Annotated in this window: 21 protein-coding genes; 16 read left to right on the forward strand and 5 right to left on the reverse strand. The window is 57.9% G+C overall.

Annotation, left to right across the window (positions count from 1 at the left end; translation table 11 throughout):
* The first annotated feature begins 83 nt into the window (after positions 1–83).
* The 10 genes from B6V76_RS12815 to B6V76_RS12855 all read left to right on the forward strand — a co-directional run bounded on the left by B6V76_RS12815 (position 84) and on the right by B6V76_RS12855 (position 6,907).
* Positions 84–260, forward strand: coding sequence for an AlpA family phage regulatory protein (locus tag B6V76_RS12815; protein WP_276206138.1), 177 nt, complete (start codon positions 84–86; stop codon positions 258–260).
* Between the two features lie 103 nt (positions 261–363).
* Positions 364–720, forward strand: coding sequence for a hypothetical protein (locus tag B6V76_RS19725; protein ID WP_141104920.1), 357 nt, complete (start codon positions 364–366; stop codon positions 718–720).
* A 97-nt stretch (positions 721–817) separates the two neighbouring features.
* Entirely contained in the window at positions 818–1,675 is an 858-nt protein-coding gene (locus tag B6V76_RS12820; RefSeq protein ID WP_206184213.1) for a toprim domain-containing protein, read from the forward strand.
* Positions 1,672–2,850, forward strand: coding sequence for an AAA family ATPase (locus B6V76_RS12825; RefSeq protein ID WP_088727617.1), 1,179 nt, complete (start codon positions 1,672–1,674; stop codon positions 2,848–2,850). Before B6V76_RS12820 ends, B6V76_RS12825 begins: the two co-directional genes overlap by 4 nt.
* A gap of 211 nt (positions 2,851–3,061) precedes the next feature.
* Positions 3,062–3,481 carry a hypothetical protein gene (locus B6V76_RS12830; RefSeq protein WP_088727618.1) on the forward strand — a complete coding sequence of 140 codons (420 nt, stop codon included), beginning with the start codon at positions 3,062–3,064 and terminating at the stop codon, positions 3,479–3,481.
* Complete coding sequence (locus B6V76_RS12835; RefSeq protein WP_088727619.1) at positions 3,478–3,741, forward strand: hypothetical protein; 264 nt, start codon at positions 3,478–3,480, stop codon at positions 3,739–3,741. Before B6V76_RS12830 ends, B6V76_RS12835 begins: the two co-directional genes overlap by 4 nt.
* A gap of 1 nt (position 3,742) precedes the next feature.
* The gene (locus B6V76_RS12840; RefSeq protein WP_088727620.1) at positions 3,743–4,150 is read left to right on the forward strand and encodes a hypothetical protein; all 408 of its coding nucleotides are present in this window, start codon (positions 3,743–3,745) and stop codon (positions 4,148–4,150) included.
* Positions 4,151–4,174: 24 nt separating this feature from the next.
* Positions 4,175–6,040, forward strand: coding sequence for a hypothetical protein (locus tag B6V76_RS12845; RefSeq protein ID WP_088727621.1), 1,866 nt, complete (start codon positions 4,175–4,177; stop codon positions 6,038–6,040).
* A 245-nt stretch (positions 6,041–6,285) separates the two neighbouring features.
* Positions 6,286–6,645: a hypothetical protein gene (locus tag B6V76_RS12850; protein WP_088727622.1), complete on the forward strand. Its 360-nt coding sequence runs from the start codon at positions 6,286–6,288 to the stop codon at positions 6,643–6,645.
* Positions 6,638–6,907 (forward strand): hypothetical protein, encoded by a 270-nt coding sequence (locus B6V76_RS12855; protein WP_088727623.1) that lies wholly within the window; start codon positions 6,638–6,640, stop codon positions 6,905–6,907. The genes B6V76_RS12850 and B6V76_RS12855 overlap by 8 nt, the downstream gene beginning before the upstream one ends.
* 126 nt (positions 6,908–7,033) lie before the next feature.
* On the opposite strand, the gene B6V76_RS12860 is transcribed toward B6V76_RS12855, so the two are convergent.
* From B6V76_RS12860 to B6V76_RS12870, 4 genes are all read right to left on the reverse strand, one after another.
* Positions 7,034–7,351, reverse strand: a complete 318-nt coding sequence (locus B6V76_RS12860) for a hypothetical protein (protein ID WP_088727624.1) — start codon at positions 7,349–7,351, stop codon at positions 7,034–7,036.
* A 73-nt stretch (positions 7,352–7,424) separates the two neighbouring features.
* Positions 7,425–7,718 (reverse strand): hypothetical protein, encoded by a 294-nt coding sequence (locus B6V76_RS19730; RefSeq protein ID WP_141104921.1) that lies wholly within the window; start codon positions 7,716–7,718, stop codon positions 7,425–7,427.
* Complete coding sequence (locus B6V76_RS12865; protein ID WP_088727625.1) at positions 7,702–8,001, reverse strand: hypothetical protein; 300 nt, start codon at positions 7,999–8,001, stop codon at positions 7,702–7,704. The genes B6V76_RS19730 and B6V76_RS12865 overlap by 17 nt, the downstream gene beginning before the upstream one ends.
* On the reverse strand, positions 8,002–8,214 hold the full coding sequence (locus tag B6V76_RS12870; protein WP_088727626.1) for a helix-turn-helix transcriptional regulator: 213 nt from the start codon (positions 8,212–8,214) through the stop codon (positions 8,002–8,004).
* Positions 8,215–8,339: 125 nt separating this feature from the next.
* Here B6V76_RS12870 and B6V76_RS12875 point away from each other — a divergent pair, with 125 nt between their 5' ends.
* The 6 genes from B6V76_RS12875 (at position 8,340) to B6V76_RS12905 (ending at position 11,692) form a co-directional block, all read left to right on the forward strand.
* A complete protein-coding gene (locus B6V76_RS12875; RefSeq protein ID WP_088727627.1) occupies positions 8,340–8,960 on the forward strand; it encodes a hypothetical protein in 621 nt (206 codons plus the stop codon).
* Between the two features lie 44 nt (positions 8,961–9,004).
* A complete protein-coding gene (locus tag B6V76_RS12880) occupies positions 9,005–9,802 on the forward strand; it encodes a hypothetical protein (RefSeq protein WP_088727628.1) in 798 nt (265 codons plus the stop codon).
* Positions 9,803–9,866: 64 nt separating this feature from the next.
* Entirely contained in the window at positions 9,867–10,367 is a 501-nt protein-coding gene (locus B6V76_RS12885) for a hypothetical protein (protein WP_088727629.1), read from the forward strand.
* A 93-nt stretch (positions 10,368–10,460) separates the two neighbouring features.
* Positions 10,461–10,652 (forward strand): DUF4177 domain-containing protein, encoded by a 192-nt coding sequence (locus B6V76_RS12890; protein ID WP_088727630.1) that lies wholly within the window; start codon positions 10,461–10,463, stop codon positions 10,650–10,652.
* 3 nt (positions 10,653–10,655) lie between these two features.
* The gene (locus B6V76_RS12895) at positions 10,656–10,946 is read left to right on the forward strand and encodes a hypothetical protein (protein WP_088727631.1); all 291 of its coding nucleotides are present in this window, start codon (positions 10,656–10,658) and stop codon (positions 10,944–10,946) included.
* 275 nt (positions 10,947–11,221) lie between these two features.
* Positions 11,222–11,692, forward strand: coding sequence for a thermonuclease family protein (locus B6V76_RS12905; RefSeq protein WP_088727633.1), 471 nt, complete (start codon positions 11,222–11,224; stop codon positions 11,690–11,692).
* Between the two features lie 432 nt (positions 11,693–12,124).
* Here B6V76_RS12905 and B6V76_RS12910 read toward each other — a convergent pair whose 3' ends face one another.
* The gene (locus B6V76_RS12910) at positions 12,125–12,550 is read right to left on the reverse strand and encodes a hypothetical protein (RefSeq protein ID WP_088727634.1); all 426 of its coding nucleotides are present in this window, start codon (positions 12,548–12,550) and stop codon (positions 12,125–12,127) included.

Genomic DNA, 12,550 nt, shown 5'->3' on the forward strand with positions numbered 1-12,550 from the left:
GTCTGGAATGAAAAACCTATCGGCGACAAATGTTTATGCAGATGTCCAGTAAAAGCCGAAAGGATTTTTTGATGACCGAGAAGATGCTTCGTCTGCCCGCTGTCCAAGACATGGTCGGTCTGAGCCGATCCACGATTTATGATATGATCAGCAGGGCCGAATTCCCCCGTCCAGTGCGTGTGGGTCGCCGTGCCGTTGCTTGGCGCTCAACTGACGTTGGCGCTTGGATCGCCGACCGTGGAAACTCGCAAGCCGCATAAGAAACCCCCGCTCAGTCAAGGACCGGGCGAGGGCGATATTCTCTAATGCGACACATGTGAGGATAGCCACTCGGGCCCGGTTCTTCAAGCAGAAGGACCAATCATGAAACAGAAAATCAAAATCCCGCCCCACAACGCGAAGCGCGTTCTTCGCGTGGCGGACCTTCCCAAAGACCGCAACCCGGCGCAATTCGAGATCATCAACGCGAACAGCAAGAGCCGCGTTGTTATCCTGGACAAGCGCCGCCGTCAGATCATCGAACTGCTGGCCAGTGGCCCTGTCTATTGCGCTTCGCCCGTTCGGATCTCCGACATCGTCCATGTCCTCAAGCGTGAAATCGGGTTGGAAGTGGAAACCGAGTTCTATCCCGGCGACCGCACGACCGGCGCGGGAGATTTCGGGATATATTTCCTTCGGAGTCGGGTGCGCCGTCTCGACGGCCAGGAGGTGGCGGCATGAACTCGCTTCGCCTTGCATATCTCCGCCGTCTGTATGGCCTCTCCGGGGCGCTCGCCTGCGCTCTCGCTCAACTCGCCTATGGGGAGGAGCGCGAATAATGAACGCACGCGAAATCACCCTCTCCTTCCACGGTGATTGGCACGGGGGGCACGGCAACGCACCTTGCCCTGTGTGTCAGCCCGAACGCCGCAGTGACCAGCGGGCTCTTTCCCTGCGCGATGGCGGCGGTCGGCTGCTTGCCTATTGCCACAAAGGCGGCTGCGATTTCCGCGACATCGTCAAAGCGTCCGGCTTGAATGCCGGACAGCTCGCCCCGGATCCTGCGGCGCAGCGCCAAGCTGAGATGAAGCGCGACGAATACGAGCGCGCCAAGCTCGACAAGGCGCGGGCCCTCTGGCTTCGCTCGCATGAGATCATCGGCACAAAGGCCGAGGCTTACCTGCGCGGTCGCGGCATCACATGCTATCTGCCTCGGTCACTGCGCTGGGCGCCTGATATCTATCATGGGCCGAGCGGTCGCTGGCTCTCCGCGATGGTCGCGGAGGTTAGCACTGGCGCAGTGCATCGCACCTACTTCGAAAAGAGCGGCGAGCGCATTTCAGGAACCGCAAAGATGATGCTGGGGCCGTGTGCTGGTGGCGCTGTCGCCCTCTCAGAAGGCGCTGGGCCGCTGGTTGTCTGCGAGGGTATCGAAACTGGTTTGAGCCTGCTCAGCGGTCTTTTCGATGGCCCTGCGAAGGTCTGGGCGTCTCTCTCGACCTCAGGGATGAAATCCCTGCAGCTTCCTGAGGATCCGAGTGAACTGATCCTGGCAACTGATGGAGATGAAGCTGGGGCAGACGCTGGCCGAGTCTTGGCGGAAATCGCTCACGCTCGCGGATGGAAGGTTTCACTGCTTCCCGCGCCTCAAGGTCAGGACTGGAATGACGTTCTGCGAGAAAGGAGGGGCGCATGAATGCCTCGGTCCCGCAACCAATCAAGTTCGAGCCCGCAAACTCTCCGCTTCCGCTGAAGGCGACACCCTTCAAGTGGCGTGACCCTGCGACTTTGCCCGCCCGGCAGTGGGTCTATGGCCGACATCTGATCCGGCGCTTTACCAGCGTGACGGTCGCGCCGGGGGGTGTCGGCAAGTCGTCTCTGACTATCTGCGAAGCGCTCGCGATGGCTTCAGGTAGGAGCCTGCTGGGCGATACTCCAGCGGCCCCGCTTCGGGTTTGGATCCTCAATCTCGAAGATCCGCGAGATGAATTGGAGCGCCGCATCATCGCAACGATGCTCCACCATTCGATCAAGCCGGAGACGGTTGGCGATAAGCTTTTCGTCGATAGCGGTCGTGAGAGAGGCCTATGCACCGCGACTCAGAGCGGCGAGGGCGTGCGGATCAACGTGCCGGAAGTCGAAGCGCTCGTGGCGGAAATCAAAGCAAAGGACATCGACGTTTTGATCGTTGACCCCTTCGTGTCCTCGCACCGGGTGAAAGAAAACGACAACGGCGCGATTGACGTCGTCGCGAAGGAGTGGGGCCGAGTCGCGGAGCGCTGCAACTGCGCAATCGACCTCGTCCACCACACACGCAAACTCGGCGGCGAAGAGGCTTCCTCGGAGAATAGCCGAGGCGCCGTGGCCTTGCTGGGCGCGGCACGTTCGGCCCGTGTCCTGAACCGCATGAGTGACGCTCAGAAAGCGGATGCGGGCGTTGCCGACGATCCTCTCACCTATTTCAGTGTTGAGCGTGACAAGGCAAACCTCGCACCGCCTGGAAAGCGTGTGTGGCGACGCATGGTCTCCGTGAACCTGGCTAACGGCGACAGTGTGGGGGTCACGGAAGCTTGGGAATGGCCTGACGATTTCGACGGCATCAACGTCAATGATCTCCTCGCGGTCCAGAACGCGATTCAAGTTTCGTGGGACGCTGGAAGCCCGCCGCGTGCAAGCAATCAGGCCAAGTCTGCTTGGGCGGGTTTGATCGTCGCGGAAGTGCTGGGTCTCGATGCCAGCCGAGACAAAGCCAGAATTTCGCGAATGCTGAAAACCTGGATCGGAACAGGCGCGATCCGCGAGGTTCAGCACGAGGATGCGAAACGCAACAAGCGGCCATGCCTGGAGGTGGGAGAATGGGCAACTGTGTGAGCCTCACCACCTTGAAATGCGAGGTGGGGCAAGGTGTGGCAGTGGGGCGCTTTTCCCGACCTGCCACACTGCCCCACTACCCCACCCCTAAAGGGGTGGTGAGGTGGTGGGGCAGGTGGACCTGTCATCGGTCGGTTATCCGAAGTGGGGCAAATCCCGAAGATCAAGACAGCTTCGCGGCGAGCGGGCGGGCAATCAGGGAGGTAGTCGCATGAGCCGAAAAAGCGGACGAAATGCGGACGGAACTTTCGCGGAAGGAAACCCCGGGAAGCCGAAGGGCACGCGTCATCGTGTCACCCGTGCGGTTCTCGACCTGCTCGACGGTGAGGCCGAGAAGCTGACCGGGAAAGCAGTCGAAATGGCGCTGGGCGGTGATGCTACCGCGCTTCGGCTCTGCCTTGAGCGGATAGCGCCCCCACGCAAGGACGCACCAGTGCAATTCGAGCTGCCCGCGATGGAAGGTGCAGAGGATGCCGCCAAGGCTGCTGGAGCGGTTCTGGAGGCCGTCGCATCGGGCGAACTGACCCCGACCGAGGGCGCGCATGTCATGGCCTTGATCGAGGCCTACAGACGCACGCTCGAAACCACCGATATCGAAAAACGGCTGAGAGAATTGGAGGCGCAGAAATGAGCCTGAAGAACAGGATCGAGCGGCTCGAGAGGCACGCGGGACGCACCAGCGAAGAGGGTCCGGAGATCATCTTCGTCATCGCGAACAGGAAGGAGGGCGAGAAGCAAGAGGCTTACCCGGCTTTCGCGACTTTCACGGGCTTTCCCAAACACGACCTCGCGGCGCTGCCGGAGGAAACCACACCAGATTTCGAAGCCCGCGCAGAGAAGCGACTGGCAGAACTCAAAGCGGCAGGAAGCGCCGAGCAGAAAGGACAGTGAAATGTTTATGCAGAGACAGCGAGATCAGATTTCAGGGATGACCCCGCAGCAGTTGCGGGCTCGACAGATGTTGCTCGGAATGATGCAGCCCAACTACGGCCAAGCATCGAATATAGGTGAGGGCTTTTCGCAACTCGCAGCTGGCATCAACGCGGGCATTCAGGGGGATGCAATCAAGGCGCGGGAAAACGATCCGTCGTTCGCCGGTCAATCCGGTGCAACCCCTGAAACTGGCGACTGGAGCGCGCTCTTCGAGAGTATGCAGCCAAACTACAGGCAAGCGGCCAACATCGGCCAAGGATTCTCGCAGTTGGCGAGCGGGATTAAGTCGGGCTTCGCTAAGAGCAAAGCAGGCTCCACTCAAAGAAGCCCATTCGGTTCGGGCATGTTCAATCTTCTCAACCGCTAATCGGCACAACGCGAGGAAACAACAATGGCTACCTATCGAGAACTAATGGACGCTGCCCGCCGCGCTGATGCGGTGGGGGACGGAGCTGCGGCAAAGCGCCTCCTTGAGCTGGCGCGTGAGGCCCAACGTTCCGGTGATCCGGCTGCGCAATTTACCGGCGCGGAAATCAACGGCGGTCGCATCCCGCCAGAAGAAAAAATGAAAACCTTCGAGATCCAAGGTTCGGATGGAAAAACCTACGAAGCCGAAGCGCCTGACATGCAGTCCGCAGCTGCCGCAATGCAGCAGTTCTCTGGTGTGGGGCAGGCGGCTCAATCGAAAGGGCCAGACGATTACTCTGTTGAGCAATACCGTGCCGCTGCGAGGCGCGCCTACGCCGCAGGCGATATGGGTGCTGCGAAGCGGCTCATCGCGAAGGGGCGCGAGCTTGAGGCGAGCCAGAAGTCATTCGGGCAGGTCATCAAGGAAAACATCTTCGGCGATAACGACCCCAACAGCCAGAACTTCGGCGAAATGGTCGGGTCCGCATTGAATAAGGCAGGCGAGGCGATGACGTTTGGCCTGATCGGTGATGAGGCTGGTGCTGCAGCAGATGCTGCGCTCGGTATCGGCAGCTACGACAACCGTCTGCAGCATTATCGCCAGCAAGAGCACGTCCTGCAGCGAGATAACCCCAAGACGGCGCTGGGCGCGGAGCTGGGGGGCGCTGTGCTTGGCGCTATGGCCCCAGGTGGCGCTATCGGCACCCTTGGACGCGGGGCGGGCCTTCTGCCTCGTCTCGCCGCTTCCAGCGCGACCGGTGCGGCCATGGGCGGCACCTACGGCTTCATGGAAGGCGAAGGCGGTTTCGACAATCGGATGAGTGACGCGAAAACCGGAGCAAAGGTCGGCGCGGCTGTTGGTTTCGCTGCCCCTGTCGTGGGGCGTGGGGTGCAGAAGCTCGCGGACGGGCACGCGGCACGCCAAGCGATCACGAAAGCCATCAAAGGCGCTCCGAGCAGCGAGGCGCTCAGGGCAGAGGGACGCGCGGCTTATGACGCCATCGACAGGGCCAACGTCCAGATCCAACCGCAGGCATTCGATCGAACCCGTCAGAGAATCCTCGAGATGCTGCGCCAGAATACCGGCTTCGATGAATTGCCCGGTCCGGGGAGCCTCACCCCGAACTCTGCACGCGCGATGGAGATCATGCGACAGGCTGGTGACCGCATGGCAAAAGAGCCAACGGCTGCACTGCCCTTCAAGAGCCTTGACCAGATGCGCCGACAGGCCGGGGCAGCCGCTGGGAACTTCGCCAACAAGACCGACCAGAAGGCTGGGATGGAGATCATCAGCGGTCTGGATGACCTCGTGAACAATCTGGCGCCTGGGGATGTGGTTTCCGGCGACGTCCAGGCGCTGAAAACCCTTATCCCGAAAGCCAGGGATGTTTGGTCGCGAATGTCAAAAAGCCAGATGATCGATGACGCAATCGAGGCGGGGCAGAACAACTACCTGTCCGGTGGCGCCAGCGGCATCCGTAACCAGTTCAAGCGCATCCTGAGCAACAAGAAGCTGGCGGCGAAGTTCACCGAAGCCGAGAAGGCGGCGATGCGGAAGGTGGTGAACGGCTCGATGGGCAGTCAGATCATGAACCTTCTCGGAGGCGGACTTGGTCAGCTCGGGCAAATCGGCGCTGGCTTCGGCCTCGGTGGGCCTGCTGGCGCTGCCGCGGGCGCGGTCACTGGCAGCTTGGCCCGCAGAGGGTCGGAGGCCATCGCGTCTCGCAACGCTGAGATTGCGCGAGCAATGGTCGCGAACGGAAAGCTGAACACGCTTCCCGTCGCAAGCGAGTCGAGCAGGCGGGCCATCGAGGCGATGATGCGGAGAGGGGGCGCACCAGCCAACTGAGTGATCAGAAGGCGGAGAGAGGCGGCGGCGGTGAGGTCAATCTTGCCGCCGTTTTCTAACGGTGACTATCGGATATTCGGCATGATAACATGAACTGAAGGATGACTGGTCGACGCTGCTGTGTGGGAGTGGAAAGCGCGTCCATATCTGCTCGTCGAAGTGTCAGAGTGTTGAAGCTGCGTTGTTGCAATTTTTCCATTGTGGATAATGGGCCTGATGGTTGCGCAGAGCGAGGGGATGTTTCTATGAATGCATATATTTCCCTCTCTGAATTTTACACCTTTCTTATACTAATCGTGACGATTCTGAAGTTTGGTTTCGATTTTCTTCTTTCGCCTTGGTTCAGGCGTCAGCAGCGCCGCAATGGTCTGAGTCCGGAGCAAGCTGCGAAGGCTAAAGGAAAGCGCGACCGGAAGTCGAACCTCTTCACGTTCTTAGCCCTATCGATCTTGTCTTCACTGGTGCTCTTGGAAGGGTTTTCTTCAACGGATGTTAGTAGAGAAGACATTGATCGTCTTCAGTCTCAAATAGACGAAATTCGGTTTCTGACTGAAAGCGAAAACACATCTACTGAAAAACTGCGAAAGGAGTCAACGAATGACTGAAGAAGAATTTGAAAAACTTAAATCACGAATCAAGCGAATCGAAGATTTCCTGTTTCCTCCAGGCGGCCCCGGAAATCCAACGATTTTTGACGATATTAAGAGAGTGGAAAAGGAGCTGATCGATTTGCGTGGATCAATAGTAACACGGGAGGAAGGTGATCGCATTTGGGAAGAGCTTAATTCCTTGAAGATAGAAATCGCCGCCATCAAGAGGCGTTTAGGTGACCGCGATGGCGGCGCAACTATGGTAACGCGCGGTTAGATAGCACGTCGGCAAAGGTAGCGAGGGCCGCTGACCTTGATAATACAGGGAATCTATAGGCTGCCGGCGCCACTATTTAACGGCGAAAAGCGGCATCGCATGGGTGCCTCGTTCTCCGTCTCATGATCAGTCCACTTGGACGACGTGGCCTACCGAAACGGGGTGAGATAGGATCCAATCCGCCTCTTTCTCCTTTCGCGCCATAAATTCCCGGCGCTTCTCAAGCCGCAGAATTGTAACCTTGTTCTGATATATGCCTCGCAGGCCGGCGAAGAGCGACAGTCCCACGAAGCCTTCGAACGGGCTTATGTCGGAAAAACTGCGATACCCGGACATCCAGGCGAAGAACGCGCAGGCCGCCAAGATGGCGAGAGGCAGCCAGTCGCGTTCGCGCTCAGCTTTCTTGATCGCGTCTGACAGGCCGAAATCATCGTCGTCGTCCATTCGATTTCCTTTCGAAACGATTTCATATGAGAAGGTGATGTCGGTTAAGTGAGATGACGCATCGCCCAATTGGTCATTGATAGCTGTTGGGAGCCGGAGTTTCGTAAAGGATACGCGCTGCGCCCAAGTAGCACTGCTTGAGTGACTTTCTTCCAACTTCTTGGCAACTGCGCACCAAACTTCCGAAATCATCATTCGGCGCCATCACGTAGCCGATAAAAACGCCGCATAGCAGAGCGGCCAGTATCGGCGTAAGCGGATGCGATAATACTTTGGCGGCAAGATCCTCGCCGTGTTGATCATTTGCCTTCGTCAAATTCGTTTTCCCCCCGCGCTTGCGCTTCTTGGCGTCAATCTTGGATTTCAAAGCCTTCGAGTCCGAGTGACAAGTCTCGGTCCAAATCGCGGCGTTGAGAAATGAGCGTGTCGATATGAAGGTCGCAGAGAGCCCTCACGGCGCTTCCGGCGAGGTAAGCTATCGCCATTAGTCCAGCGGCGAAAAGAACTGACCAGCCTTCCTGCGTGGTGCCTGCACCCAAGGCGATCACCGCGAGGACGGAGACCCAGCTCGAGACGGCCTTTTGTTTCTTCAATCGGTCGACCCGGCCGTCGATATAGCTCCGTGACTCTTCTTCGGTTGGCGTGAACACTTAGTCCTCCCGCATGCTGATCCCGGGCCCGGTCGCGACTTGACCATCTTCAAGAAACTGGACCCCTTTGGCTTCTAGCGCCTTCCTAATCGCTTCGGCGGTAGAGTGCTGTAGTCCACTCTTGCCCGTCTCAAAGCGGCTGATCGTCGTGAACGAAACCCCCGCAATCTCCGCCAGTTCTCGCACGCCAAGCTGAAGTGCTGCGCGTGCCATTCTTACCTGCTCCGGCCTCATTTGCATACCTTGTTATAGTTTTCGCTAACAGGGTTATTGACAAAGCGCCTACCCTGTATCATATCTATAACACGGTAAGCAAAAACGCAAACGGAGTTGCCGCTATGACTTACGACCGCGCCGCCATCATGAAAGCCGCCTGGGTGATCGTTCGCCGTTTCTTGGGGCGCACTCACGAAACGCTTTCTCAGCTCCTGTCGCGTGCCCTGAAGCTCGCATGGTCGGACGCAAAGCAAGAGGTTCAGGTCGCTAAGGTCGTCGCTGCGAAGCGTGCCGAGGCTGACGCCCTCGCCCAACGCCCCAGCGCGGATCTCATGGCGGAAATCGTAACGCTCGAAAACGCCGATACGCTGGGTAGCGCTGGGCGTGCACGTCTCGCGGAGTTGCACACTGCTCTTCGCCAAGCAGAGGCGCGCGAAGACGTAGACTACGCCGAGAAGCGTAAGCTGATCGCGAGCGCCAAGGGCCGCTTCGCCTCGATCACCTTCACCAAAAAAGACGGCACGCGCCGTGTAATGCGGGTCCAGCCCGCTACGTTGCGCCAGCATGTCAAAGGCGTCGATGCCTCTGATGCGGGCCGCAGAGCTGCTGAGACGCGCGCACAGCGCCATCCCAACCTTCTGCCGGTTTGGGACGCCGAGAAGAAGGCGCCGCGCTCTGTGAACCTCGCGACCGTCAGTCAGATCAAGGTGAACGGTGTTACCCATGAATTCCACGCCTGCTGAATGCAGCGCGTGAACCACTCACCCTAATTTGGAAAGGAAGAACGATGAACTTTCACCTGAAATCCCGTAATCGCGTCGATGGCACCGAGAACAAGACCGAGATTGGACGCCGCAACCTCCTTTTGGGTCTGGCTGCGGGAGCTACCGCAGCGGCAGCCATGAAAGGCTCAAAGGCCGAAGCGCAAACTCGAGAAGACCCGGAGCTACTCGCCTTGGCGGATGCTCTCCCGTCTCTTGAAGCTGATTATCTGAATGCTTTGGCAACGAGGCAGGATATCATTGACCGGTTTGCTTCAACTTGGCCCCGCGCACCCCAGCAAATTTACCGCTATGGGGACAATTGCACGGAAGAGCGCGACGTGGACGGCTTGGCGTTCGCGCATCCCGAAGGCGGCAAGTCTGGTCTGCCGGGCGCTTTGATCAGTGTGGGGAAGCCTGAGCACTTCGAGGCCGACATCCGCTACAACAAGGCGCGCCTTGCCCACATTATGAAAACCAAGAGCAAGCGTGGGCGGAAATTCCACGAAGCTTGGGGCGCTCGTTCGGAGGAGGCGCTGCCCCTTGCAAAAGCCTACTGGGCGGATCTGGAAAAGGCGAAATCCGCATCCGGTATCGAGGACGCCAACGGCAGGCTTGCCGCCGCCCGAGAGGCGCTTCACGCCCACGTGGATCAGATCATGGTATTCCGGGAGAAGACGATGCAGGGTCTCGTGATCAAGGCTCAGGCCATGACTGCGTGGGGCAAGGTTGAGTCCTTCCAACGCGCCTTCAATATCCAAGCCAATGATTGGGCTGATGCGATGGCCGCGACCGTCATGCGCCAAGCCCAGCTTTCGACCTGATCGGTAAGACAGCATTGAGGCTCCGCGCTGAGCGGGGCCTTTCCTGCCTAAAATAGGCTGAAAAATGAATGTTCCTTACAGCATCAATCGCCAGTGGTCCGATCAATACTTGCCTGAGATACGGCGGATCGTCGGCGCCCACTTGCTGCAGGTCGCGCCCGATCACCTCGATCGACACCACGCGACTGACTTGCTGATGCTCGATGGCCGCGACCTACGGATTGCCGCACGCGTCCGGCGGCCTGGTTATGCCTCCCGCTACCCCTACGAATTCACGATCCGCTCTCAAGTTGCGTCCGGCGCCATGACGGAGTTGGCGAAGATAGTGAACGGTGAGGGCGATTGGCTCTTCTACGGCCACGCCAGCGAAGATGGCCGAGCACTGGATTTGTGGTGGCTCATCGACCTACGCGCGTTCCGCGCCGGGCTGATCAGACGCAGCGCTAACGGTTTCCCAATCCGGTGTGGGGACAATGCCAACGCTGACGGCACTTGCTTCAAGTGGTTTGACATTCGGTCTTTCCCGTCTGATCCACCGCTCGTCGTTGCCTCGGGTCGGCGATAATGTCGCTGCATAAATACTTGGAAAAATTTAGTTCTTGGGGTTTTCTAAGGGCCTTAGCCTTATTTTCATCAACAGCAAGTTAGGAATTACACGATGAAAGAATACAAGATTCTGTCGCAGAAAGACCGTTTCTTCAGTGGAAAATTTGACCCCCAACTTCTTGAGGAAGCCATCAATTCTTACGCTGAACAGGGGTGGGAAGTAGTCTCGATGGCAACTGCAAACATACCCTCTTTTGGCGGCGCGCGTGAAGAAATGGTCGTCTTGTTTTCTCGGGAGGCCTAAAGGATGCCGCCAGTTACTGAGCGTGGCGGCGTTCGCTTCGACGAAAAGCAGCCCGAGAAATTCCAAAAACTTTTTCACCTTGATACCAAGATCAACACAGGCTTCGGCCATGATCAGTTAAAATCTCTGCGTGACGTGAAAGAGGCCATGGCGCGTGAGGCTCGTGCTCGAGGCGCTGACTACATAGCAAATTTTTCATACGGACAGAAAAACGGAGGGATCCTGCAGCAGCTTTGGAGCCTCGACAACGTCCTTTGGTTTGCTTCAGGCGATGCAGGAATTTTGCTGGATTAGGATGGCTCCAGGAACGACTTCACGAAAGCGCGATCATTCCGCTTGATCGACGGCAACTGCTGGTTACGATCCCATTCATTGACTTGTAAGGGAGGGATTCAAGTGAAGGTTGTTCTTACGTTTCTGGCGGCGGTGTTCGCGCTTTCGATGCCGCTGCAGGCCATGCCTACCGCAGCAGGATTGAGCCAAGACGAAATTGCTCATGGTGGAGGCTGTCGCAAAAGCTCGCCCCCCGGGCAGTGCTGTCACATGGACAACAGCGTAGGCAGGGTCCATTGCCACTGAGGTTCACGCTCAGCCTAATCATCGCAGCGGCTCTATGTGGGCCGCTGCATGCGCAGACGATCACGGGGACAGCGTCTGTCATCGATGGCGATACCATCGACATTCACGGCAACCGGATCCGCCTACAGGCCATCGACGCCATCGAAAGCCGCCAACGTTGCCGTTTGCCAAGCGGGAAGCTGTGGAACTGCGGCAAAGATTCGGCCTTCGCGCTCGCAGATAAGATTGGCCGTTCACCGGTCTCCTGCAAAGTCAGTGACGTTGATCGATATGGGCGCTACGTCGCGGTTTGCAGCCAGCACGGCGAAGACCTGAACGGTTGGCTCGTCCGCAACGGATGGGCGGTCGCGTATCGTCGTTACGGCCATGACTATGTGCGCGACGAGGAATTCGCGCGTAAGCGGCGCGCTGGGATTTGGGCGAGTGAGTTCATGATGCCTTGGGATTGGCGTAGGAAGTAGACCCAATCAATTTGAGTCTGAATCTTCCACCCACTTTGAATGCGTGGCGAGCTTGCTTTTGACCCCTTTCGAAATCTTCCCGTGCTTTCCCAAGTTAGCAATTTGTCCATGATACGCGTTTTCAGGTATCGGATCCCTGAATGTCGCGAGTTCAAGGCTTCTGACAAACGCAACCTCGAGCAAAACTGCGGCGGAATCCGCGGGGCGACTGCTAAGGTTGTGAGTAAGCGACAGCCCTGCTGCTGACAAAGCCGATGCAATGTCTACCGACATGCAACCATCCGACGACGACATCGAGAATGCGGCAGACGAAGGGCGCATTCCGCCTCTGTTGTCATCTGGAACAATGAGTTCGGGCGGAATGAACCTAATCAGCTCGTCGTCGTTCGTAATGGAAGGATCGTCATGAGGTTGCGTCGACATCTTAGCAGGCTAGGCGGAAACGAGCTTCAACGCTTTAGAAAAATCTGGGTCTTTCCATTCAAAGGGACGTTCGATCATCTCCCCGTCGTCCAAATATTCGATGAAAAGCGTCTCCGAATACGGAACCTCGATTTCGATTTCGATGTCGATGTTATTGGCGTGCCATTCAAGTTGAAGGCCGCCCGAGGTCGTTGGAACGATTGTCGGAGCTGCTGTGTTTGCGTCAGATATGCTGTTCAAGAGTCCAATGGCATAGTGACCGACGTGCCCGCGCACCGGCTCTGCACCGTGCCCATCCCAGCCTGCCTCCAAAGACATCAACGCCCTGATGCGTTGATCTGCGTCCTCTGACCATTTCGGGCTGGTGTTGGTCAAAGCTGGCGATTGGACCGCGTGTTCCACGCGCCCCGTCGTCCTTGTTATAAGCTCGAGCAT

The organism is Thioclava sp. IC9, from assembly GCF_002213225.1.
In the GTDB taxonomy this organism is placed as follows: domain Bacteria; phylum Pseudomonadota; class Alphaproteobacteria; order Rhodobacterales; family Rhodobacteraceae; genus Thioclava; species Thioclava nitratireducens.